Source organism: Bythopirellula goksoeyrii, assembly GCF_008065115.1.
GTDB lineage: Bacteria > Planctomycetota > Planctomycetia > Pirellulales > Lacipirellulaceae > Bythopirellula > Bythopirellula goksoeyrii.
Map to the genome: position 1 here is coordinate 1,763,324 of NZ_CP042913.1, position 23,261 is coordinate 1,786,584.

Consider the following 23,261-nt stretch of genomic DNA (forward strand, 5'->3'; position numbering starts at 1 on the left):
ACAGTTTAGATGGGACGACAGGATGAAACTTGCCACAATCACTACCAATCGAGGCGATATCCGCATCGAACTGCACGAAGACAAGACACCCAAGACTGTGGCTAATTTTGAAAAGCTCGCTGGCGACGGTTTCTACGATGGGCTCAAATTCCATCGTGTGATCGACGACTTCATGGTGCAAGGTGGTTGCCCACAAGGCACCGGATCGGGAGGCCCAGGCTACAAGTTCGAGGATGAGTTTCACGCTGACCTAAAGCACGACGGGCCAGGTGTATTGTCGATGGCTAATTCCGGTCCTAACTCGAACGGTTCCCAGTTCTTTATCACCCACGTCGCCACTCCGTGGCTTGATGGCAAGCACTCCGTGTTTGGTCATGTGTTGGATGATGGACAAGAAGTCGTAAATGCCATCAAGCAAGGCGACACGATCGAGAAGGTTGTCATTAGCGACGAGTGATCCGAAAATTGACTTAATAGCCGCTGGCGGAAGCCTGCGGTTTCACCAGAGATGTACCGCGGGCATTCGCCAGCGGCTATTTACGATGGTAAGCTAGTAGTCAAGACGAATTGCGATCTTCTTCACGACGGCCTTTCCCGCTTCGTCGCTCGGAGGTAGCTCGCCCTGCTTGATCTTCAGATGTAGACTTCTCCGCTTCAGCGTTTTCTTGCTGACGGCGTTCCCTTTCTCGTTTCTCCACGAGCTGTTCGAGATCTTCTGGGATATTTAAGCGATTTGCCATGTCAAAAAATCTCCCTTGGTTCAAGGAATTTATCAGGTACAACTTGGGGAGAACTACTGCTGGTAAATGATCTCTGGCGTGGGTTGCTCGGGGAAGCTGATTTCTGCTGCGTCTTCTGGTTCAGGGCAGAATTCATAGTCCCATACTTCATCGACAGGAGGCAAGGCAACAAAGTCCATAGATTCCATGGGTACGCCATGATGGCTGGCATGAATCGTGGCCAGTGGGCGGCGGGGATTCAAGAACGTGTCATAGAGCTTCGCCTCATAAGGCCGTGGCACACGCACCAGAGGGCCGGTTACTAATCGATCTTGAGTGCGCATGTAATCATGGGATTCACGCGATGCAATAACGGGGTTGTACGGAAGGACATGAGGTATCAAGGTGACAATGATCTCCTTGCGCTCCCTCTTCGTTTGGCGGTTTTGAAACAAGATGCCGACGTAAGGTAAGTCCCCAAACCAGGGAAGCTTGTTTTCAGTAATTATGTCTTCCTCTTGTATCAATCCACCGAGGACCATTCCCTGCCCATCGTTCAGCAGAATGTTGCTTTCGACGTTCGTCGTCTGAGCATCTGGCACCTGCGTATTCGGATTGACTTGTCCCGCGGACACCTCAGGTTTGACCTTCATCATGACTCGCCCGTCGCGAGTGATGCGCGGAATAACGGTCAATATCACACCGGTTTCAAGGAATTGGATATTTTGTTGGGTCGTCTGGTTCACATTCGTAGTAACCGTCGAGTAACCTAATTGATCGCCGATCTGAATTCTTGACAACTGACCACTTACCGAAAGGATTTTAGGAGAAGCAAGTGTTTTGGCGTCGAGCGTGGTCTGTAGTAGTTCAAGAAATCCATTGAGCGCTGCTCCATTGACGGTAAGAAACGAGGTTGAGCTTCCAGCGGGACCATTGACTGTGCCGGCTGGATTCGACAAACCGGCCGACAGAAATCCAAGACCTAGTTCATTGCCATGAAAGCTTGAAATCTGTTCAAAATTGATACCGCTCTTGCAATCGTTTTTGAGTTCGACTTGCAAAATGTTAGCTTCAATGAGCACTTGTCGAGGAGGCTGATCCATCTGACAAATGTAGTCGCTGATCCGGGCGACATTTGCCGGGTAATCAAAAACCGCGACCACTTCACGAGTTCGACGATTGTCCTCAGAGCTGGTTTCTACGAGCCAGCTATTTCCCGCAGGAGACAAGAGTCCCTTCACGGTATTGTCGACATCCACTGCAGATGCGAAGTCCAGTTCAAAAACTTCTACAACACGGCCACTCGCTTGAGGTGAAACAAAATCGGCAGCCTCGATATTTGTAACGTAGATAATCCCTTCATTCATGTTCCATGTGTGACCTGAAATGGCCAGAAGTGCTTCCATCACCTGCTCCCACGGCATGCGATCAAAAGATGCCGTGACTGGCACTTCGGCTGGGGAAGCGAACACGATGTTCAGTTTTTGCGTTTCGGCCACCAGTGCGATCACTTGTCGCAATGGGGCGTCGCGAACCATAAGTGAGATCAAGCCAGCATCTTCCTGGACTTGGATGTTCTGTGCAGGAACTTCGCCAAGGGGTATTCTGTGTTGCCGCGGTGGAACAGACTCAGGTTCGTTTGGTGGTGTAGGGAGCGTATCACTCCCGACTTCAGCCTTGACTGCTCCGACAGCCTGGCGAAGGGCCTCTAGACCTACAGATTTCCATGGGGAAGTAAGTTCTGTTGGTGCTGGAGCTGCTGGAACTTCCTGCTCATTTTCATTTGACGGAGGCTCAAACTGGCCGCCCGTTGTACGTTGGAACTTGCTTTGAACGGTGAGTTCGCTAACGTTCGAAAGCGATTGCCCCAAAGAAGGAGCGGAGATCAAGATGGACATCAGCCAAAAGACGACCAGACCCCAAGCCCGACGGCCTAATTCGATGTCGCTCTTTGCTCCCCCCAACATCATATTCCTACTCAATGCGATCTCTCAGGGACCTGTTTCCGTGAGCACAACACCATCCATGTTGATCTCAGTAATCTCAAAGCCTGCAACAATATCACCAACTCGATAGCTTTCTTCACCAATGGTGGCAACGCGCTCACCATTAGAAATGACAACGATTTTAGTTTGCTCTTTTCGAAGCTTTTCCAATTGCTGTTCTGCTAGTAGGGCTGACTCATCCCCGCTTTGCGAGCCATCAGTCAAAGTTGCCAAATACCAAGCTGGCTTGGCAAAGGGATCGTTCTTTATCACACTTTCGAGCGGCATCTGAGGCCACTCGCGAGATGGTTGCTCGGTGACAATTGAGTTTGGGACAAGGGGTTGTTTCTGTGGTGCCACCTGTTCAGGAGGAGGCGTTTGAGGAGAATTATGCTGGTCCACGGTCTCGTCGGACACTTGATTCCATAGTACGAAGACAAGACCAACTGCCAGGCAACCTACCAATGCTAGCTTGCCAGGAGTCGCACCCGATTTTTGCATCCAAGTGCGCTCACTCATAAGTCTTCCCCTCTCATACTTCTATCGTGGGATGTACCCCCAAAATACAAGACAAAATTTACCTGAACCGGATACCTTTCCAAATTCTGTTCGGATTCGATCTCCAGCCGGGAAACTTCCGTAAGCCTGGGGAGATGGTCAACTTTATCGAGGAACATACAGATGCTTGCAAAGCTACCGCTGCATTGAAACGTAATCTCAGCTCTCGAATAGCTTTCCAGCTGCTCTACCGGCCCCATCTGGTAGCCCACGATTTCTATCCCTGAGGTTTGGGCAACGGAATTGATTTGGCCAATAAACTCCATTTCTTCCAATTCCTTGGGCAATCGAAGTAGAGTTTCCTCTACTGACTCTTTCAGAGAGCGAAACTCCTCTTTATTCTTGCTATAGGCAAGACGAACTTGAGGTGATCGGTCGAGGAGTTCCTTGAGCTGTTCAACTCTAAACGTACCCTGATCCATCTGCGCATTTAGCGGTCGGGTGACAAGTGCAATATAAGCACCTACCGAAGCGACAACCAACAGGCAACCTGCGCCGTGGAGCGCCCATCCAAGGGAAGCAATTTGTCTGTCTTGGCTATTTCTCACGGTTGAGGCCTTGTGTGTTTCGGAAAGTGCCTTGCAAGGTAAAATCGTGAACCAATTGATTCTTAAGTCGAGTCTCTTTGTTAGAAGTCACTTCTACCTTGCCAGAAGGAATTGAAGTTTGAAATCCTTCAGCTAACTGGCCCGCAGAGGATTTGTTATTAGCCAGTCCAGCGATGTCTATTGCAATCGGCGTCTCCATAGGCGTGGTGGTAGATCGTTCTAGGTTCGATAATTCAAGTCTTTCCACGAAAACGTGATCGCCGGCTTTCGCCACGGCAGTTCCCAGCAGTCCCAGCAATGTGACGGTAGGCTTTTCGCTTGAAAGGGCGAGAATGAACTGCTCTTCGTCACGTATTGCGGCAATTTGCTTAACTATTCGCGTGTTCGCATTCTTTAAGTGATTAATTGGTTCAAGTGAAGTCTCTAGCAACTGTCGTTCGAGGTTAATTTCTCGCACGTAGTAGTAGTGAACAGACGTAGTAATTATCAAGATCAGCAGCGTAATACTGGAGATACTTAGCCATTGCCGGACTCGTGTACGATAGATCTCGCGACGACGTGCATAGGGAGTCATTAGATTGATCGCAAAGCTCATGCTTCCTCCCAGGCCAATGCCGATAGAGCGAGTGCTGGGCCAAAGAGGCAATGGCCTTCAGGCTCGGAAGCATGTTCATTTGATGGCAGAGGATTTAACTGCCAAACACGAGATTCAATTTGAAGTTGGCGAGTCAAGTAGTTCGACAACTGCTTAATCAGTCCACCTCCTCCGAATAGGTAGAGTTGCTGTGGCTTGATCGAGCGACGCAAGCTAGTCACATAAGAGAGTGTGCGTGAAAGTTCGTTTTCCAACTGAAGAAGAGGCTCCTTGATCAGTTCCGCCACAAGCGTAGCCTTCTCATCGGTGCCGGATGAGTTCAGTCCAGAGAGACCATATTGTTGCAACAAACCATAAGTCTGCTCAGGACGAATATCAAGTCCATCGGAAACGGAGCGTATCACTCGATCTAGACCGCAGTCTTTGAGAACTCTTGCATAGACTGGCCGTCCTTCATGCACAATACAGAAAGTAGCCTGGCTATAGCCCCAGTCTAGTGCCGACACTGGCAACGTGCGTTCAGATGAGAGACCCATATCGATTGCGCGCGTTAGGGTGTGAGGGAGCCCATCGATTTGTTGGCAGGCAAAGCCATTATTCACCACATCAGAATAAATTTGGTCAGACCAGGGGCGTGCAACTGCCAGCACATTCCATCGCAAGGGCTGGTTCAAGCCATCGTGCGATTCAGCGGGCCAAATGTCGAATTGTAGGTGGTCTGCAGAAGATTGAGTGGCGGATTCGACAGCGTGGCGTACGACAGAATCAAGATCCTCAGAAAACTCATCTAATCTGTCTATATGATGCAGGTCACAAAGTCCCATTGGCATCGTGGAAGCGGCTTTGCGTCCCCGAAGTCCATTGGCCAAAGCTACTGCTGCGCCGATCTCACCAGAAGCCGACCATAAAGGTTCTAATTCGGTCTCGCGCTCTTCAGTGGTAACTGGCAACGATCTCGGCACAATCGCTCGTGCGACCACACGCAGCGTATCACCGTTTCGGGCCAATTGCGCGACCTTCACAGTGGCACTGCCAATGTCGATTCCGATCCAGCCGTGTTTTTGTTGGCGAAACATGGATATTGCTTTTCCAGCTCTTGTTGGTCTCTTGGAGCTCTTTGGTTCAGATGTGTTAGTGTTTGCTGCTGGCGAGACTGGATAAATCGAAAACGGGCAGCATGACTGCCAGGACGACTACTGCGATCACGGCCCCCATTCCCACCGTAAGGGCTGGCTCGATCAAACCCACGAGTTGCCGCATTTTCGCTTCGGCCTCTTCTTCGTAGTAATCGCCCAGGAGTTTGCTGACTTCGGCAACATTTCCTGTGCTCTCAGCAGTAGCAAGCATGTCACGGGCGGAAATCGGCACAATCTCGGCGGTCTGCAAGACATTCGCTAGATTGCGTCCGTTTACAACAGAGTCTTCGAGTTTTGCCAAAAGAGACCGATACAACGAGTTTTCAACCGCCTCGCGAGTCAACCTCAGTGTTTCCAGAATTGGTACACCATTGGAAAGCATCATGCCTATCAGCCGGCAAATCCTTCCTGTGAACCGAGCGCGGGTGACATCGCAAATAACAGCTGTATTCACCCACATTGAATCGAGTGTTTGTCTCCCTTTTTCGGTCCTGCGCCACACGAGGCCACCACCCAAGAGGGACAAAGCAAGAGGCGACCAAAGCCACCAATGGCCGCGCAATTCATCGGCAATGGATATCAACATCTGAGTGACAATTGGCAAGGCCACGTCGTATTGGGCGAAGATACCTGAGAACCGAGGCAGCACAAAGATCACAAGCCCTGTGACTACCGAGGTAGAAACGGCCACCAAGAGTATTGGATAGGTCATTAGAGCGCGCATCGTGCGACGGTTCCGCAACTCGTTTCGCTGCATCTGAGATAGTTGGACCAATACTTCGGCCAAAGATCCTGATGCTTCTCCAGCGGCAACCGTGGCGACGAACGCAGGATCAAAGACCGATCCATGTCGGCGGAGTGATTCAGAGAGGGTGGTACCGGCCAAGACCGACTGATGCACACGGAGCAGTACATCAGCCAGGGGAGTTTTTTTACTTTGCGCCGCCAGAGAACCTAGTGCTGTCGAGACATCGATTCCCGATTTCAGCATGATTGAAAGCTGAGCAGTAAACTCGGCAACATGCTGTAAACGAACAGATTTATGACGCCTCGTTGACTTCTTTCCACTGGACTGGGCAGAAGTTTTCCAACTGGTAAGATCCGCACTTTCTAGTCCGGATCGCATCTCAGACGACCCTTTCTGAACAGGCTGGATTGTCGGATTTCCGAAGGTGGTATTGTAGGCGTTCATGAAAAATTACGGCATTTTACGATTGTTGTCTTCTAATAGAGATCACTCAACAAATGCAACGCGAGCAACCTCTTCCAAGCTAGTCGTTTCTTTCTCTGCAAGCCCTAGTCCACACTGCAAGAGACTGGGAAAACCCCTACTTTGAAACCATTGCCGCACGGATTCGAGTGTGGCTCCCTCTCCAATGAGTCGACGCAGTTCTCCTTCGGCCGGAAGAACTTCGTAGATACCGATACGCCCCTGGAATCCGGTGTCAAAACAATCGCGGCAGCCAAGGCCACGAGAGAAACTGCGTCGTTTCTCTCCCTGGTAGTGCAAGGCATTGAGATACTCTGCGCTCGGATAGTAAGAGCTTCGACAGTTGGGGCAGATTGTGCGTACCAGTCTTTGGGCAATAACTCCTTGCAACGCCGCGGCAAGTTTGTAACCTTCGATTCCCATGTCGGTCATTCTTGTGATGGCACTGATACTGTCGTTCGTATGTAGCGTGCTTAACACGAGATGGCCGGTAAGTGCAGCTTGAACTGCAACCTTGGCGGTTTCGGCATCACGGATTTCACCGACCATGATCACATCCGGGTCTTGTCGCAAGATGGATCGCAAGGCGGTAGCAAAACTAACATTTCTTCCGGCATCCACCTGCACCTGATTGACCAACTCAATCTGATATTCGACAGGGTCTTCGACGGTGACAATGTTGTGGTGAACTGACTTGATGAGTTCTAATGCGGAATACAGCGTCGTTGTCTTTCCACTACCCGTGGGTCCAGTCACCAATACCAAACCGTATGGCTTCTTCAGCAGTTCTTTGACCATTCCCAGCACTCTGTCTGGAATGCCAAGTCGGTCAAGATTGAACGTGAGTCGATCCTTGTCGAGCACACGAATTACTATCTTCTCACCAAGCACTGTTGGCAAAGTCGAAATACGTAGGTCCACTTCTTTTCCATCAGCGACAACCTGACAGCGGCCATCTTGCGGAGTGCGTTGCTCGGCAATATCGAGCTTGGCCATCACTTTGATTCTAGAGACGATCGCCGGAAAAATGTCACGGCGAGGTCGCAACATCTCGATTAGTTGTCCATCAATTCTAAATCGAACGGTGCCAAACTTTCTGCTAGGTTCAATGTGAATATCACTAGCTTGCTTGCGGATTGCCTGCAGTATCAGGTAGTTGACCAGATTGATGACAGGACTTCCCTCCACGAGGTTATGAACCGAAGCCACATCCATATCTGCGCTGTCGAGCTGGAGCTCCACTGCTGATTCATCCATGTCAGCGGTCACCGTGTCGACATGAAATCCTTCTTCGTAGGCGCGTTGCAAAATTCGCTTGATCGAAGCGCGAAAGGCAAAGACCGGTCGAACGTCTAGCCCCGTGACTTTTTCAATGCAGTCGATAGTATCCAGATTTGAGGGGTCGTCCATGGCCACGACAAGTTGGTTACGAACCTTGAACAGGGCCAATACTCCCAATTGCTCGGCCAACGGACGGGGGATGACTTGGACGGCCACTGGATCGAGAATGCCTTCGCGAAGCCGTACTCCAACTGCACCAATTTGCGTTTCGACAAACGGTAAAAGCTGTTCTTCGCTGGCAAATCCCAATTCCAGAAGAGACTCGCCTAATTTATGGCCGTTTTCTGACTGATGGCGCAGGGCCGATTCAAGTTCCTCTTCACCGATCAGGTCCGCGCTGACAAGTCGTTGTCCGAGCGGACCTCGACTGGCCAGGGGGCTTAACGCCGGATCGTCAGAAGAGACACCCAATGGTACGGTGTACTGTTCGATTTGATCCTTGTTTTGATCTGCAACCGTGATAGCGCTCATTGGATAAAGCTCCTCACAGCGGCTTTGTCGTCGGGAAACAACTCAAACGCTTCCAGAACACCGCTGACTCGCAGAATGTCCTGGCTTAAGGGGGTCAGTGCTGCAAGTTTCACCCTTCCGCCACGAGCGCAAATGCTATCTCGACAGTCAAGCAGCGCCTCTAATCCGGCGCTGTCGAATAGAGGAACATCATGAAGGTTGAGCACGACCATAGGAAGTCCATCGGAAAGGCAGTGCCCGACCGTTTCGCGCAGTTCCTCTGCATGCTCGACCGTGAGAGGCACGTTCGGGACAATCACTTCCACGGCACCTTGACACTTGATGGCAAACATCAGGATGCTCCTTCCAGTGGGATAGAGACCAAGAAAGTGGTTCCCTGATTGAGGACGCTTTCGACGGTGATTTCTCCCCCATGCATCTGGACTACCTCATGCGCCAGAGAGAGTCCCAGGCCCGTTCCCGTTTCCTCCTGTATACGTGGGTCGGCACTTCGGAAGAACTTGTCGAAGACTTTCGGCAACTCTTCTTCTGCGATTCCTACTCCCGTGTCCTCGATGGCAAAATCGAGCATGGAATGTTCGATTTTTACTCTCAAGGTGACATGGCCTCCTTCGGGGGTGTATTTGACCGCATTGCCCAGAAGGTTGACCAATACGGCTACAATCTTGTCTTTGTCAATCTTGATTTCAGGCATCTTTTCGGGGAGTTCGCTAGAAAAAGTAATATTCTTCTTTTGCACCAATGGCTCGATCTTCTCTAGCACCTCTTCAAAAAGCCGTTCTGTATCAACTTTCTGACGTTCAATCGTGAGAGATCCCATTTCCATGCTGCTTATGCTTAGCAGGTCATCAACAAAGCGTGCTAATCGGGTAACTTCGCTGTTGATGATATTGCAGAATTCCTTCTGCTGCTCGACATCGATCTCGTCACACGTGACCAGCGTCTCTGCATAGGCTTTGATATTGGACAAGGGTGTGCGCAGCTCATGGGTTGCCGTGTCGATGAATTGATCCCGCATTTTCTCGGAAAGCTTTTGTTGAGTAATATCCCTTAAACACCAGACCTGCCCTGGCTGCTGGGAACTGTCCAACCCTTGTCTCGATACTCGAATAATACGATCCGCTAAGCTCCCTTGACGAAGGATCTCACAAACCGCAGGGCGACCATCTTGGCCGGCCAGTGCAATTTCTTGTGCTTTCTCATCGATGTCTCGAAGTAGCTCCTGAATCGAGGCACCTTCGGCAAAGTTTTCGCCGAGCAACGCAGCGACGGCTCGATTCGCAAAGGTGATCCGTCCTTCGATGTCGGTCATAGCGACACCATCGGGAATACTCTCTAGAATCTCTCTGTCCTGGCTAGCACGTCGCGAGACAGTCGCTTCCGCGAGTCTTGCTTCAAGCGTTCGATTATCAGGTCCCTCCTGATTGCGATGAACCAAATCTACCAGGCGATTCCAGCCTAATGAGGTGGCATCTCCGACACGGATAGAGGAGACTTGCTCAGTGCTTCCGAGGGGCAGTGCTGCGATCTGTTGAAGTTGTTTGCTGACTTCATCGAGGGGGCTAGTCAAGCGAGAGAGAACTATAGCGCCGAGGGCAACTAGTGCGAGAGGTACAAGGATGGCTACCGGTGCAAGCGGAGCCACTGCCGCCATAGTTTGCCAGATGTCCGGCTCGACGACTCCTATATGAAGCATCCCTACCGGCTGCTTGTTGGCCGCCAGAGGCAAGCGGTATTCACTGATCTTTGATCCATTGGAGTTCACGAAGCTAACTCCCTTGAATCCACCCCACTGCAGATGACTTCCTTCGAGCTCAGCTGCCTCTTGATCAATCAAGCTTGCTTGAGTATGCGCACAATAAAGTCCATCGTTTGAAACGATGGCACAGTAGTCAAGTCTCGACTCGGCTTTTGCACGGAGCAACAGTGCCTGCAGATTCTCCGTTCCATTGCGCAGATATTCGAGTTCAATTGCCGCGGAAAGTTTGTCCAGTCGTGCCAGGCAAGTGCCAATGTTCCTGCTACTCAGCACTGAATGGGTCGTGATCAGCACCCCAGCAGCCAACCAAGTCACTGCTACTATGCAAAACAGCAAATAGTAGGCAACGACTCTGCGCGGCAAACCCAGATTGGGACGACGAACTAACATGGCTTCTCTGCAATCTGGGCATGGGAGCAATCAGCTAGGGACCTAAACGACAGCACCTAAGAGTTCATTCACTTCGTTGACTACCGCAGCGGGACTAAAGGGTTTGCAAAAAACTCCATTAATTCCTACCTCCTCGCGCAGCTTTGGCAATTCCAACTCTAAGCCTTTTGCTGTGAGTAGAATCAAGGGGCAGTCAAAATAGCTCGGCAACGCTCGCAAGGCCCGGCACAGTTCAATACCCGACATGACCGGCATCTGCTGATCGGTTATCACGACGTCAAACTGCTTCTCCTGGGCTAGTTCTAGTGCCACCTGACCGTTGATGGCAATCTGTGTCTCGAAACCCGCGCGATCCAGAGCGAACTGGGTCACGCGGGCCAAGGCGACATTGTCGTCCACAATTAGGGCTCTATAACTCATCGTTTCAATACCCATTAGTCTGAACTACATGTCACGTATAAGGGAATCTATGACGCCTAACTCTTACAGGTCGTCATAGGTGACTGCGGGGTTCGTTGGAGTTGCCGTTGTGCAATTGCAAATGAATTCGCCTGTGGTTGTGTTGTACATCCATCCAGTCGCATTGTCCGCTACAAGAGGATCAGCAGCTGAGACTGTGATCAAATTGTCTCCAGTACCCACGGGGCTCTTTGGAAACGTTCCGCGAATATAGTTTTTCATCGAGACCTGAAAATCTGCCACACCATCGGTCGCACAGGCAGGATAGGTACCGGCATTATCGGCTGAATAAAGTTCGATACCATCTCGAATGATCGACAACGTCTGTCGGAGACCATTCTCTGTGGCAGCACCGGAAGTCTTGAACAATTTAGGCGCTCCCACACCAGCGAGTATTCCTAAAATCAAGATCACCACCACAAGTTCAATCAGTGTAAATGCATGTTTCTGGCGAGACATTGTCAGTCCTCTTTTTTAGCTATAACTCTCTGTGAATATTCTGCCGCAATCGGCACTAAACCTTAGCTTGCACAATGGTGGCCACACTAAAGAGCGAGAGAGTTTCTTCGATATTCAGTATGGGCCTAGAAATAAATAGCTTATGATCTCGGCGGTGTAGCCAGTGTGATGGGAACAATCTCCAATACTTCCCATCCTAATCCTCACCTGCCCTACAATCGAAACTTCACCCATCAGCAGCAGCTTGCAACTGGAATAACTAAGCTATTCTTCGGATATATACAGATTCCCTGGGCTCATTTTGCGATGCAATTGAAATAGAGCTTCTCAGGATCGGCACACCTTGCTCGTTGAAAATCGCTCGGAGTATGCGCGTCATGACAACCGAACTTGCAGACATTCCGCTGAGTGAAGCGACTGAGTCGCGTCAACTCCGCGAATTGGAAGATGCTTGTGGTATGCGATTCGATACTTGGACGAACAGCGGCGATAAATGGGTATGTTCGTCTGGAGGCATGGAGTCCACTGCACTTGATGAAGATTCTATTCAAGAGATCTGTTTGACAGTTCGCAGCACTCGGCGACTTGCGACAATGAACATCGACACGGGCGCTACTCTTGTGGCGATTCCCTGGAAGGATCCAGAAACGAGAGTCCCCCGGGTCCTCACTGGAGTAGTGGATACCGATTCGCTCCAATTATTATTGTTTTCAATTAAACAGACTCTCAAAGTGGAACAGCAGCTTGAAGAGTTGGAAGGACTTCGTGAAGAAAACTCCGTTTTCCTGCGGCAAGTGACGGAAGATTTCGAGGAGCTCACTTTCCTGCGATCTATGGCTGAGCATTTAACTCTCGAAAACAACAATCAGGGCCTCACTCAGCTTACAAACTACACGTTGTCCTTGTTGGGGCAACTTGTGGGAATCGAGCAACTGTATTTCCTTGAGAACGTCAAAGGAAAGTCCGAAGTGCGTGCATCGTGGGGTGCTTCGAGTAAAACGAATCAAGCTCTTGCGAACTGGCAAATCGAAGCTGTCACCGACAGTGTGTCGGGTCAACTGAATGGCAGACCTCTGGTACGAAATCAGATTAAACCTTTGGAATTAGGCTATGGCATTCGCACAGTTCAGGAACTGATCATCGTACCGGTCTCAACGACCCTCACCCGAATAGGCTGGTTGGTCGCTATCAACCGCAACGAATTAGACTCTGAGAATTCAACGGATGCCAGATGGGTCTTAAGTCAAAACGAACTCGGCTCGCGTGAGACGTCGCTATTAACAACTGCGGCTGCGATGTTGGGATCCCATTCAAACAACCTGTCATTATTTGAAGAACGCGAAAAGCTGCTTGTCAACGTCGTTCGCGCTCTTGTATCGGCCATCGATTCGCGTGATCCCTATACCTGCGGTCACAGCGAAAGAGTCGCACTCTATGCCCGGCGCCTTGCAGTTGAGATCGGCCTTGGTGAAGACGTCTGTGAGAGAATCTATCTTACGGGACTGCTACATGATTTGGGCAAGATTGGCATACAGGACTCGGTGTTAAAAAAAGATGGCCCACTTACATCGGAAGAGTTTGCTGAAATTCAACAACATCCGGAGTTGGGGTGGAGCATTTTACAAGGCCTCGAGCAACTCGACTATGTTTTGCCCGGCGTACTCCATCACCACGAACGTTTCGATGGACAAGGGTATCCGGATAATCTCCGAGGTGATGAAACCCCGCTCGAGGGTCGCCTACTGGCCGTCGTGGATGCGTTTGATGCCATGACTTCCAATCGTACTTACCGACCGGGAATGCCCCTAGAAAAGGCGATCAATATTCTTGCCGAAGGTGCAGGAACTCAATGGGATGCAGACCTTGTTGACGCATTTCTACGAATCTTACCCGATATTCAAGAGATTCGCGAATCCTACAGCCGCCCTCCCCTACCAAAGAGAACACAACGAGCTTCTTCGGCACTCGAGCAAGAGATAAGCGAGAACAGCGTGGCAGTGTGATTCCCAGAGAGGGTTCAATTGTGGATAGCTCGCAAGCGTACCAATTACAACCGATGTCCCAACCACAGATTCCGGCCCGATTCGTGCAGCGTTCGGCATTCTCATTGATCGAAATGACAATCGTGCTATTGATCATTGGGATACTGGCTGGTATAGCAATCCCAAAATTTGATACGGCTTTGAAAGCGACTCGGGCTCGCGGTGCAGCGAACTTGGTCAAGAGCGACCTGAACTACGCACGACGTCTTGCTCAGCAGTCCAGTTCCAGCCAATCTGTCAGTTTTGATGCTATTGCCGAGAGTTATGCTCTTGTTGGCGTCAACGATATCGACCGACGAAATCAGTTCTATGTGGTCAATTTGAGCGACAGCAAGTATGACTCCCAAATTGACACGGTAGATTTTGCCGGTACCAGCAATGTCAAATTCGACATTCACGGACGTCCCGATAATCCAGGAACGATCGTAATCAGTTCCGGCAGCACAACAGAAACCATTCAAGTCAACTCCGAAGGGCAAGTGTTGATTCAGTAGCAAATGTTCTTGTTGTTGAATTGACGACTTCCACGCTCAGCCATGCAACGACATGCGTTTACCTTGATTGAGCTAACGGTTGCCCTCGCGGCAAGTACGATACTTGTGGCTGGACTGGCGTCGTCACTCTATATTTCCAGTCAAGCACTCAACGTAAACGCGTCGCAGAAAACACGCACAGCGGCTGTCGTACTGCATGATCTGGCGACCGATCTCAACAAAGCGGTCGAGTTTTCCGAGCGTACTGCTACGGCACTCACCTTCACCGTGCCTGACCGCAATGGCGACAGTGCTCCTGAAGTCATCCGATATGCCTGGACGGGTACTCCCGGAGATCCTCTCACCTATCAGTACAACGGCGGTACGGTTGTCAACATCGCCACCGATGTGCAAAGTTTCAATACGACTGCTCTCACACGAGATATGGTAGCCGAATCACTGGTTACGCCTGTTGCGAGCAACGTCGTATTCGAGGAAATGACATCCGCAAAACTAGCGAGCAATGGCAGTTCGATTGCGATTACGAAGCCACCAGGGACCACCCAGGGAGATTTGCTGATTGCAGCTGTTGCTACCGATGGCAATGTTACTTCGTCTCTTGTTGGACCCTCTGGGTGGAATCTCATCACAATTGGCCCTTCAGGAGGATCCATCCGACAAACTCTCGGCGTATGGTGGAAGATTGCGTCTAGTAGTGAACCTGGGAGTTATCAATTCAATTGGGCTCTGAGTGAGCAAGCTTATGGATGGGTTATGCGTTTCAAGGGTCACGATGCAACAAGCCCAATCAACGCCTTCGCCATGGAATCTGGTTACGCAATACTCACAGCACCAAGTCCAGCAGTTGTCAGCTCCGTAGACAACGCATTGATACTGCGACTTGCAGGCTTCGACAGTTATCCCATCACACTTAACGTACTCGGTTTAGTTGGGCATAGTCTGATCACCATGGATTCGAGCAGCACAAGCTCGAGCGCAACGTCCGGTGGAGCAGGCTATATGCAACAAAGCACTGCAGGCAATAGTGGGGCTTCAGCCTTCACGCTCGTAGGTGCTGAGGAATTCACCAGCGTTACTATCGCGATAGCACCCGAGGTGAATCCATGAAGCAGTTTCATTTTCCTTCAATTCGAATTCAAGGGCTTCCGCGGGCAGGCATTAGCCTGGTTGAGGTCGCGATCGCCTCGCTCTTGGTTGGGGTCACATTGGTTGCATCCTTAGAGACAGTGGGAGGTGTCTATCGGACTCAGCGACTCAACGCCACACGTTTAGCAGGATCCTGCCTGGCCATGGAATTGATGTCGGAAATCCTCACAATGTCTTATGAGGATCCCGAAACAAGTAGTCTTTTGATTGGCAGAGAGACTGGTGAATCAGCGTCTAATCGCTCAGATTTCGATGATGTTGATGATTATGATAACTACAACTCTCTAGGAACCAAGTCAAAGAGTGGAGCTGCCGTGGCAGGTCTCTCGAATTGGCGCCGACAAGTGGATGTGACATGGATTGATCCATTAACAGGACTAGTTGGGATCTTGGACACGAATCTAAAGAAAATCACTGTTACAGTTACCAGTCCTGATGGCATAACCAACACTTTGACAGCCTACCGCTCGAAATGGGGAATGTTGGAGCAGACCCCGGTCATGGATACAACAGCTGTCAGTTGGATCGGTGCTTCACTTCAATTGGGGGCTGGAACTCCGGTTTCTTACATTGGAACCCACCTCACGAACCTTGCTGATGATGCTCCTTAGGAAATTGATAGAATCCATGTCTCGCAAGATACTCACCAATCGAAATTCCCGTCAGCCAATCGGCACAATTTATGTGGCTGTGCTGGGCGTTTCACTGATCGTGGCGGTCATAAGCATCACCGCGATACATATTGCTCGGATAGAGATGCGGGAAGTCATCGCAGTGAACGAAATTTCTCGGGCACGGCTGATGGCTGAGTCTGGCGTCGAATTCGCAGTTTGCAAGATCAAATCAAACCCACTTTGGAGGAATGAATTTACTAGTGGAATAACGAATACACTCAGCGGTTTACTCAGCATACTCACCGGCTCCGGCCAATTTGACTTCACACTGACCGACTCCGATGGCGATCTCGATGACGACAATCAAGACGCCGTAACTCTCCGTTCAGTGGGAACTGCAGGGGGTGCCACCAGTGTTGTCGAAGTGCTGCTTCAGCCAACCGGTGCAGGAATCAGTTGCCTCGAGGCATCTCTGCATAGTGCCGGACCAATTTTCGTTCAGGCCACAGTTGTCACCGACCAGATGGTGAGCGCGAATAGCGACATCACGATTTCTGGAGGGATGAGTATCCAGGGAGAGGCCTGGTCGACAGGTGCGATCAGTGGCACTGTTACTGACGTTACTTATACGAACCGAACACCACCTCGCGTGATGCCTGATCCGACAACGGTATTTGAGTATTATATCGCAAATGGGACTTCAATTAACTCCGGTAGCATTGGCTCTCACATCGAGCAATGCATAATCAGCCCAGGAAGTAATCCATACGGATTAGGCGTCCAAAACTCACAAGGGATTTACGTGATCGACTGCCAAGGAGGCAGCATGACATTGAGAAACTGTCGCATCGAAGGAACTCTAGTATTTCTCAATGCTGCCGGTGGAGTAAAGCTGGAAGGCTCCATTTACTGGAAGCCGGCAATTTCTAACTTTCCAGCTCTAATGGTGGAAGGACCAGTTCAGATGGACTGGGATCGAAATATTTCACTCTCGGAATCAACTACAGGGGTCAATTTCAACCCAGCGCATACTCCATACAATAATACTTCTGACAGTGACACAACAGACAATTACACAAGCACACTTGAAGGACTTGTCTATATCGATGGCAATCTGCATGTCACTCGTAGTTCAACATACACGGGTGTCGTCGTTGTATCGGGAACAGTACAGGCTGATGCAAGTACAAATTTCAACTATGATTCAAAGTTCCTGAATAATGCTCCCCCGGGGTTTGCTTCGGGCGCGGACATGCAAATTGTCCCAGGCACCTGGAAACAAGTGGCATTCTGAGACGGAAGAATGTGACCAGTCAACAACTAAAAAAGAGATGGGAGAACCTGCGGTTCTCCCATCTCTTGACTGATCGACGCTACGATCTACACCGTATAATCTTCAATGGTTTCGAAAGCGAGATCAAGCTCTAGATTGATGTCGATGTCCCCAGATTCTACTAGGGTATCGTTGCCCTGGCCGCCATGAAGCAGAGCCAGCTTTAGTACCTCAACATCTTCGAGAGTGAGTATATCGTCGCCTTTACCAAGTTTGACGAACAACATTTCGAAGGCCGAATCGAAAATCTCGACTTCATCTTGCCCATCACCCGTTGTGATAATACCCGTTCCGGTCGTGCAACCGTCTAGAGTGATGAGGTCATCTCCACTGGCAGTGATCACTGCAATAAGAGAACTTGCATTCACTTGCGTAAGAACTACATCGTTTGCCCCCGAACCGAGGATAGTCAACGAGTTACCAGCATCAGTTACTGCAATATCAACTTGATTACTTCCGCTTCCTAAGTTAACAAAGGTGGATCCATTGATCGTGCTCAAAAGTCCATCTACGGCGTCATCACCGCCACCGAGATCAACGAAGAGATTATCTCCAACGATGGTTTGATTGACAAATACCTGGTCGTTCCCATTCCCCATTAGAATTGCAAAGTCATCACCAATCGTTGTTGACTCATTGCTGTTAGGGAAGGATAACCCAAGTGGCATGGTAAGAGTATTCGATCCTTCCGTGTCAACAATAGTAAAGTCGTCAGCGACGTGGACCGCCGTCACATCGAAAGTATCATTTCCAGCCCCACCTAGGATGACTAAATCGTCAGCGATTGCCAAAGGGAACTGAGTAAGAGTAAAAGAGGCCGAAGTTCCCATGAACAATTCGTCTTCGCCGTCACCCAGATCGATTCTCAAATCGCCGGGAAATTGCAGAGCGTCAAGTTCATTCGTACTGGAGCCACCAATAATGCGGACAGTGTCATCTCCACCTCCAGTATTGACAATTACATCGCGCGTGACGCCATTAAATAAGAAAGGCTCCCCATCGGACTTCGTTACACCGTTTACTGTGTCGTCCACCTGCCCGGGACCTATCAGAACAACTTCAAATTGACCTCCATCGGTATCACCACTGCGAAGGGCGAATGCGTTTGGATTGGCGTCGCCGGTGATCACCAGATCGCCATCAATAACCGCAACACTCAAATCAGCTGCTAAGAGTTGTTTCTTTTCGAGTACTTCCATGCGAAGACGCTTTTCCATGCGATTGTTAATCATGCTATCTACGATCTCCAGAATTGTTGCCGTGTGAAATAATCCGCATCTAACGTGCGACGGTTAAAAAAACGACAAGGTGTCTTGACTAGGTATTTCTAACTAGCATGCCGTTATACGCGAACCGCCATTATAGGCAGAGCCCCAAGCGGCATAAAAGAGCATTCCGCCCTTTTTTAAGACTTTTCGTCATTAACAGTTGTGCTGGATTTGTCGATCAATTTGCCTGAGTAGTTCTCGCCGCCAAGGATTCGTGGAGCAGGGTACTACAACCGGCAGAGTATGGGTAATCCAAGGCGAGGTCTTCATTTGGATCTGCAATCATCTTGTCTTTGGGGACCCCTCTCTAGGTTGGTCCGCTTGTGGCGATTGCCCCGTTCGCTGGCCTGTGAAAATGCTCCCAAACGCTTGTAATTAGCCACTTTTCTCTGTTTTGCGGACTAACCTTCAACGGGAGTCTCGATTCAAGAGTGACTAATGTCACACCGTCCAACTCCCATTCCAAAGTCCGAACCCCAGCGAGTGCTGCTTGGCAGGCACGCCCCATTTTACTTGATACATGTTCCATTTGCTCCCCAAAAACATCACGGCCAAGTACAAGCAATCCGTACTCATAGAGTACGGTCTGCTGCTAGCTGTCGGCATGGTCACCCTGGTCATGTGGAAGTATGAGCGACACGATCCTGTCCTGCTTCACTTGTACTACGTCCCGGTGGTGCTAACAGGCTTTATCTTGGGGAGTTACCGGGCACGCTTCATGGCGTTGTTCTGTATTTTATCGGCGACCGTTGTTTTGATTCCCGGTACGATAAGACCATTGACGCAGTCATTGCCAGACAACCTAGTGCCGACCTATTGCGTTTGGACTGCCACGATTATGCTGGTTGCCATTCTCGTGGGAAAACTTAGTGATGGTTGGCGAGATGCTCTGGAAACCCTCCGAAAAGAACACCAGAAGGATGTACTTACCGACCCTTTGACAGGTATAGCCAACCGCAGAGCGTACGAATTTGAGCTCAATCGCCGAGTTAACCAGCGTGAACGAGACGGGACCCCCGTGACTTTGGTGATTCTTGATATTGATCAATTCAAGAAACTGAATGATCGTTTCGGCCACCCTGCTGGAGATGCCGTCTTGAAGGGGGTGGCGGATGTGCTGCAAGCAACTATTCGCAAGTCCGATCTTGCAGCGCGCCACGGTGGGGAAGAATTCAGTATAATTCTGCCAGGAATCAGTCTGTCCGAAGCCAAAGACGTGGCCGAGCGTATCCGCACTTTGATCGAGTCGCGACGATTTACCTACAATGAACTCACACTTCGCACAACCGTCAGCATAGGTTTTGCGCAGTTCCAACCAGATGACGACCTCGATTCGTTAACACGGCGTGCAGATGCAGCCTTGTATTCTGCCAAAGAAGCTGGCAGAAACTGTGTTTACTTTCATGATGGGCGGTCCTGTCGCCATCAAGGTGCAGGATTTGTTGCCTCCCCAGATTCACTTGTGTCCAAAGGACATCTCTCCACTACCTTTTTGGAAGCCTACGCCGACGAAACGACGGGGCTTCCTGGGAAGCGTGTGCTGTTAGAAGAGTTGCGTCGCAGAGCGGCAGAGAGAAGTCGCTATGGAACAGAACTCGTCCTTGCTCTCGTGCGAGTCAACTATTTCGCATTGACTCCCATTAGTCAAATCCATGCGAGAAAAAGCCTATTGGCCAAGACAGCAAGTCTTGTTTGCTCGCAACTGCGAGAAACTGATCTGGTGGTTCGCTATGGAAATGATACTTTCGGAGTTCTCATGCCTTCTACGACCCTCCAAGGTGCTTCCGTACCGCTAGAGAGAATCTGTGCTCAAGCCACTATCTATTGCGATTCGCAGTATCCAGGGCTCTCCTATTCTGTCAGCATTGGAGTCGCAGAAGTGAGTCGAAATGAAAAGCCAAACTCGACGATCTCAAATGCTGATGTGGCACTTCAAATCGCGGTGGCCAGAGTAATAGGATGCGTCGAATACTTTCAAGCTGCCGGTACCGACGTGTTGACTGCATCGACTTCTACTACGAACGAACACCGAGAAGAATTCGCAAGCGGTTTTACTTCAGAGACCTTACCTAAGGTGTAAAGCGGCTGTTGAAAGCTCGGAAACTAGATTGCTTGGTGTTGTGCGTAAGCTCGTTGCTGTAAAATCGACTTCCTTCATAATACTGTAGTTGTTCGCGAAACGGATTGAATCTTCTCAGTTCAACGGGGGCGCTGGCCTCAAAGTTGCCGACACCCGGTACTCCCAGACGCACATTCACTAAAGCAGAAGTGCAAAGGTCGAGGTCGAATTCTGGACGCAACTGCCGAAAACGCAAACGGACCATTGCCAAGTCATCTGCATACATCGATTCAGTGATGGTCGCATTCCAACTTTCAACTTCTGCAAAGCTCACTCTGCCTGTGAATTGGTCAACGAATTCTCCTACCAAGCGAACCGAGACGCTGCCACACACGGGGATGATCTCTCCGTGAGCGTCGATAGGTGCCACGGCTACCGATATCCCGTCAGGTTCGACGGTACGGTCGAGATTTGCCAGTCTCGCATGGACTTCCAGGGCGATTACTCTTGAGTGTGGAGCGAGTGCTGGAAGGAGCAATTTTGCCGCTACAGGATCGTAGTCGAAAACCTCGTATTCCGTTAGAAAAGCTGCGGGCTCGCTTGTCACAAGTTGGGACATATCATCGGCTATCATCTGGCTGGAATCGAGTCGAGCTGTCGCGACTTCATCCCATGGCACTGCTGTTGTTAGTACGATGCCCTCTTGATCATTGCGAATCCAAAGAGTGTTGGAATCAGTTCGACTGTCAATTTCACCGGTCAGCAAACGTCCATCAGCCGTCTTAATCTCTATAGTTGCCTGTGCGGAAGCAAACGAGCAGATGCCTAGAACGCATCCCCCAAGCCAAGTCAGCATCGTACGGCGGATCTGGTCTGTTCCAAAAGTCATGTGAAACCCGCATGGAGAACAAGAAGTTTGGCCGTGAGCAGAACGCTCAGGCTTTCCTCCATTTTCATTGCAGGCCACCTGGTTTTCCACGAAAAAGTTCTTGCAGGTTTAGATTAACCGACGAGAAGTTCCCCACAACCGTTACAACCGTGCCCTGATAGGTTGCGAAGGAGAGGAGTTGCCTGGCGCTGCTACCGCGCTAAAGGAGATTAAGATAGAATGGGATTGTCCTTATCCTCTTTGCAGTGGTCCATCGGTGCAAACTTCTCTCCCATGATTGAATTCCGGATGTGATTCGATGAATGACCAATGGTTTTTCGAGATTGGCGACGGTAATACTTACGGCCCCTATCCCTTGGAAAAACTCCAGAAATGGGCCGTAGCGGGCAATCTGATGCCGACGCATCGAGTTCGCAATATAGATTCCAATGAGTGGGTCATTGCCGCTTATGTCCCTGGGCTAGAGCTGACTACGGTTATTCCAGGTTCCGATGGGCAAGATGAGAAAGACGATCGGAGTTCGGTTACAGCCTTTGGCTCTCTAGTTCGCGGAATGGGTCGTAAGGGCAAAGATGGAAGCGGAAAAAAAGCAAGCTCTAAAAAGCCCCCTGCCGAACCGCCAGACATTGTGAAGATGTGCGACGACATGTTGAAGATTGCTTTTCTGAGAGGCGCTTCCGATTTGCATGTTGATCCCGAGCAAAACATCACCCTCGTCCAGATTCGTGTTGATGGCGAGTTGGAAACGATTCGTAAGCTTCCCAAGAATCTCCACAACCCAGTTGTGAGTCGCTACAAGGTTCTCTCGAATATGGACATCGCTGAACGGCGATTGCCTCAGGATGGCCGATTCGTTCACAGCTTTGATGAAGAAAAGCGCAAAGTAAGTATTCGCGCCGCATGCCTCCCTACCACTCACGGGGAACGTATGACACTGCGTTTGCTTGCGCTAGAAACAGAAGAACTGACACTCAATCGGCTAGGAATGTCGCGTCGTACCTACGACACGTTCGTCAAATACGCCTGCCAGCAGCAGGGTATGATCCTAATGACCGGGCCGACGGGTAGCGGCAAATCAACCACTCTCTATGCCGCCCTGCGTCACCGTCTAGCCAATTATCCAGGAAGGATCATCACAGTCGAGGACCCTGTTGAGTTCGATATTGTGGGAGTTGCTCAAGCCGAGGTCGATACTGCTGACAAGGTGCAATTTACGACCGTGCTGCGTAACATCCTTCGCAGTGATCCTGATGTGATTATGATCGGCGAAATACGAGATTTTGAGTCGGTCGATATCGCGATCAAGGCGGCGCTCACAGGGCACTTGGTGTTTAGTTCCTTGCACACGAATTCTGCTGCTGGGGTCATTACTCGTCTCATTGATATGGGGGTGAAATCGTATCAGGTCGCCGCGACATTGCGATTATGTGTTGCCCAGCGACTTGTGAAACGGCTCTGTTCCCAGTGTCGAAAACCGCGGAATCTCACGGCAGTCGAAGCCGCTAATCTTGGCAAGCCTTCTCTCGAAGGTAGCATTATCTACGAACCTGGGCGTTGCGAACGATGCAATGAACGAGGCTATCACGGGCGAGTCGGCATCTTCGAGATGTTGCCAATCGATGAAGAGTTGACACGTCGCATCGTTGCCAATTGCGATGAAAATCAGGTGGCCGATTACATGCGAGAGAAAGAAATGCCACGTTTGCATGATGATGCGATCGACAAACTCTTGGCAGGGGCTACTAGCCTCGACGAGATTCTGGGTGTGCTCATCTGGCAGTAGAGA

Annotated in this window: 22 protein-coding genes; 8 read left to right on the forward strand and 14 right to left on the reverse strand. The window is 50.2% G+C overall.

The window, feature by feature from the left end; all coding sequences use genetic code 11:
* The first annotated feature begins 22 nt into the window (after positions 1-22).
* Positions 23-457 (forward strand): peptidylprolyl isomerase, encoded by a 435-nt coding sequence (locus tag Pr1d_RS07045; protein ID WP_148072876.1) that lies wholly within the window; start codon positions 23-25, stop codon positions 455-457.
* A 100-nt stretch (positions 458-557) separates the two neighbouring features.
* Here the strand turns inward: Pr1d_RS07045 and Pr1d_RS07050 are convergent, their stop codons facing one another.
* From Pr1d_RS07050 to Pr1d_RS07105, 12 genes are all read right to left on the reverse strand, one after another.
* The gene (locus tag Pr1d_RS07050) at positions 558-740 is read right to left on the reverse strand and encodes a hypothetical protein (protein WP_148072877.1); all 183 of its coding nucleotides are present in this window, start codon (positions 738-740) and stop codon (positions 558-560) included.
* Between the two features lie 53 nt (positions 741-793).
* The gene (locus Pr1d_RS07055) at positions 794-2,701 is read right to left on the reverse strand and encodes a type II secretion system protein GspD (protein ID WP_148072878.1); all 1,908 of its coding nucleotides are present in this window, start codon (positions 2,699-2,701) and stop codon (positions 794-796) included.
* Between the two features lie 9 nt (positions 2,702-2,710).
* Positions 2,711-3,223 carry a hypothetical protein gene (locus tag Pr1d_RS07060; RefSeq protein ID WP_148072879.1) on the reverse strand — a complete coding sequence of 171 codons (513 nt, stop codon included), beginning with the start codon at positions 3,221-3,223 and terminating at the stop codon, positions 2,711-2,713.
* Positions 3,220-3,744 (reverse strand): type 4a pilus biogenesis protein PilO, encoded by a 525-nt coding sequence (gene pilO / locus Pr1d_RS07065; protein ID WP_148072880.1) that lies wholly within the window; start codon positions 3,742-3,744, stop codon positions 3,220-3,222. Before pilO ends, Pr1d_RS07060 begins: the two co-directional genes overlap by 4 nt.
* A gap of 55 nt (positions 3,745-3,799) precedes the next feature.
* A complete protein-coding gene (locus tag Pr1d_RS07070; protein WP_148072881.1) occupies positions 3,800-4,405 on the reverse strand; it encodes a hypothetical protein in 606 nt (201 codons plus the stop codon).
* A complete protein-coding gene (locus Pr1d_RS07075) occupies positions 4,402-5,481 on the reverse strand; it encodes a type IV pilus biogenesis protein PilM (protein WP_148072882.1) in 1,080 nt (359 codons plus the stop codon). Before Pr1d_RS07075 ends, Pr1d_RS07070 begins: the two co-directional genes overlap by 4 nt.
* A 55-nt stretch (positions 5,482-5,536) precedes the next feature.
* Complete coding sequence (locus tag Pr1d_RS07080; protein ID WP_168205101.1) at positions 5,537-6,667, reverse strand: type II secretion system F family protein; 1,131 nt, start codon at positions 6,665-6,667, stop codon at positions 5,537-5,539.
* 108 nt (positions 6,668-6,775) lie between these two features.
* Positions 6,776-8,563, reverse strand: coding sequence for a GspE/PulE family protein (locus Pr1d_RS07085; protein ID WP_148072884.1), 1,788 nt, complete (start codon positions 8,561-8,563; stop codon positions 6,776-6,778).
* Positions 8,560-8,895 carry an STAS domain-containing protein gene (locus Pr1d_RS07090; RefSeq protein ID WP_148072885.1) on the reverse strand — a complete coding sequence of 112 codons (336 nt, stop codon included), beginning with the start codon at positions 8,893-8,895 and terminating at the stop codon, positions 8,560-8,562. Before Pr1d_RS07090 ends, Pr1d_RS07085 begins: the two co-directional genes overlap by 4 nt.
* Positions 8,895-10,712, reverse strand: a complete 1,818-nt coding sequence (locus Pr1d_RS07095; RefSeq protein WP_148072886.1) for a sensor histidine kinase — start codon at positions 10,710-10,712, stop codon at positions 8,895-8,897. Before Pr1d_RS07095 ends, Pr1d_RS07090 begins: the two co-directional genes overlap by 1 nt.
* A gap of 42 nt (positions 10,713-10,754) precedes the next feature.
* On the reverse strand, positions 10,755-11,132 hold the full coding sequence (locus Pr1d_RS07100; RefSeq protein ID WP_168205102.1) for a response regulator: 378 nt from the start codon (positions 11,130-11,132) through the stop codon (positions 10,755-10,757).
* 63 nt (positions 11,133-11,195) lie between these two features.
* On the reverse strand, positions 11,196-11,630 hold the full coding sequence (locus Pr1d_RS07105) for a type II secretion system protein (RefSeq protein ID WP_148072888.1): 435 nt from the start codon (positions 11,628-11,630) through the stop codon (positions 11,196-11,198).
* 377 nt (positions 11,631-12,007) lie between these two features.
* On the opposite strand from Pr1d_RS07105, the gene Pr1d_RS07110 reads away from it, so the two are divergent.
* The 5 genes from Pr1d_RS07110 to Pr1d_RS07130 are packed head-to-tail and all read left to right on the forward strand — an operon-like array spanning position 12,008 to position 17,220.
* A complete protein-coding gene (locus Pr1d_RS07110) occupies positions 12,008-13,633 on the forward strand; it encodes an HD-GYP domain-containing protein (protein WP_168205103.1) in 1,626 nt (541 codons plus the stop codon).
* A gap of 53 nt (positions 13,634-13,686) precedes the next feature.
* Positions 13,687-14,166, forward strand: a complete 480-nt coding sequence (locus tag Pr1d_RS07115) for a pilus assembly FimT family protein (RefSeq protein ID WP_148072890.1) — start codon at positions 13,687-13,689, stop codon at positions 14,164-14,166.
* A gap of 42 nt (positions 14,167-14,208) precedes the next feature.
* Positions 14,209-15,273, forward strand: coding sequence for a PulJ/GspJ family protein (locus Pr1d_RS07120; protein WP_148072891.1), 1,065 nt, complete (start codon positions 14,209-14,211; stop codon positions 15,271-15,273).
* The gene (locus tag Pr1d_RS07125; protein ID WP_148072892.1) at positions 15,270-15,923 is read left to right on the forward strand and encodes a hypothetical protein; all 654 of its coding nucleotides are present in this window, start codon (positions 15,270-15,272) and stop codon (positions 15,921-15,923) included. The genes Pr1d_RS07120 and Pr1d_RS07125 overlap by 4 nt, the downstream gene beginning before the upstream one ends.
* Positions 15,924-15,939: 16 nt before the next feature.
* Complete coding sequence (locus tag Pr1d_RS07130) at positions 15,940-17,220, forward strand: hypothetical protein (RefSeq protein WP_148072893.1); 1,281 nt, start codon at positions 15,940-15,942, stop codon at positions 17,218-17,220.
* 86 nt (positions 17,221-17,306) lie between these two features.
* Here the strand turns inward: Pr1d_RS07130 and Pr1d_RS07135 are convergent, their stop codons facing one another.
* The gene (locus Pr1d_RS07135; protein WP_148072894.1) at positions 17,307-18,491 is read right to left on the reverse strand and encodes a hypothetical protein; all 1,185 of its coding nucleotides are present in this window, start codon (positions 18,489-18,491) and stop codon (positions 17,307-17,309) included.
* Positions 18,492-19,047: 556 nt separating this feature from the next.
* Here Pr1d_RS07135 and Pr1d_RS07140 point away from each other — a divergent pair.
* The gene (locus Pr1d_RS07140; RefSeq protein WP_148072895.1) at positions 19,048-20,607 is read left to right on the forward strand and encodes a GGDEF domain-containing protein; all 1,560 of its coding nucleotides are present in this window, start codon (positions 19,048-19,050) and stop codon (positions 20,605-20,607) included.
* On the opposite strand, the gene Pr1d_RS07145 is transcribed toward Pr1d_RS07140, so the two are convergent.
* Entirely contained in the window at positions 20,597-21,475 is an 879-nt protein-coding gene (locus Pr1d_RS07145; RefSeq protein WP_148072896.1) for a hypothetical protein, read from the reverse strand. The genes Pr1d_RS07140 and Pr1d_RS07145 overlap by 11 nt on opposite strands.
* Before the next feature lie 298 nt (positions 21,476-21,773).
* On the opposite strand from Pr1d_RS07145, the gene Pr1d_RS07150 reads away from it, so the two are divergent.
* The gene (locus tag Pr1d_RS07150) at positions 21,774-23,258 is read left to right on the forward strand and encodes an ATPase, T2SS/T4P/T4SS family (RefSeq protein ID WP_148072897.1); all 1,485 of its coding nucleotides are present in this window, start codon (positions 21,774-21,776) and stop codon (positions 23,256-23,258) included.
* The last annotated feature ends 3 nt before the right edge of the window (positions 23,259-23,261 follow it).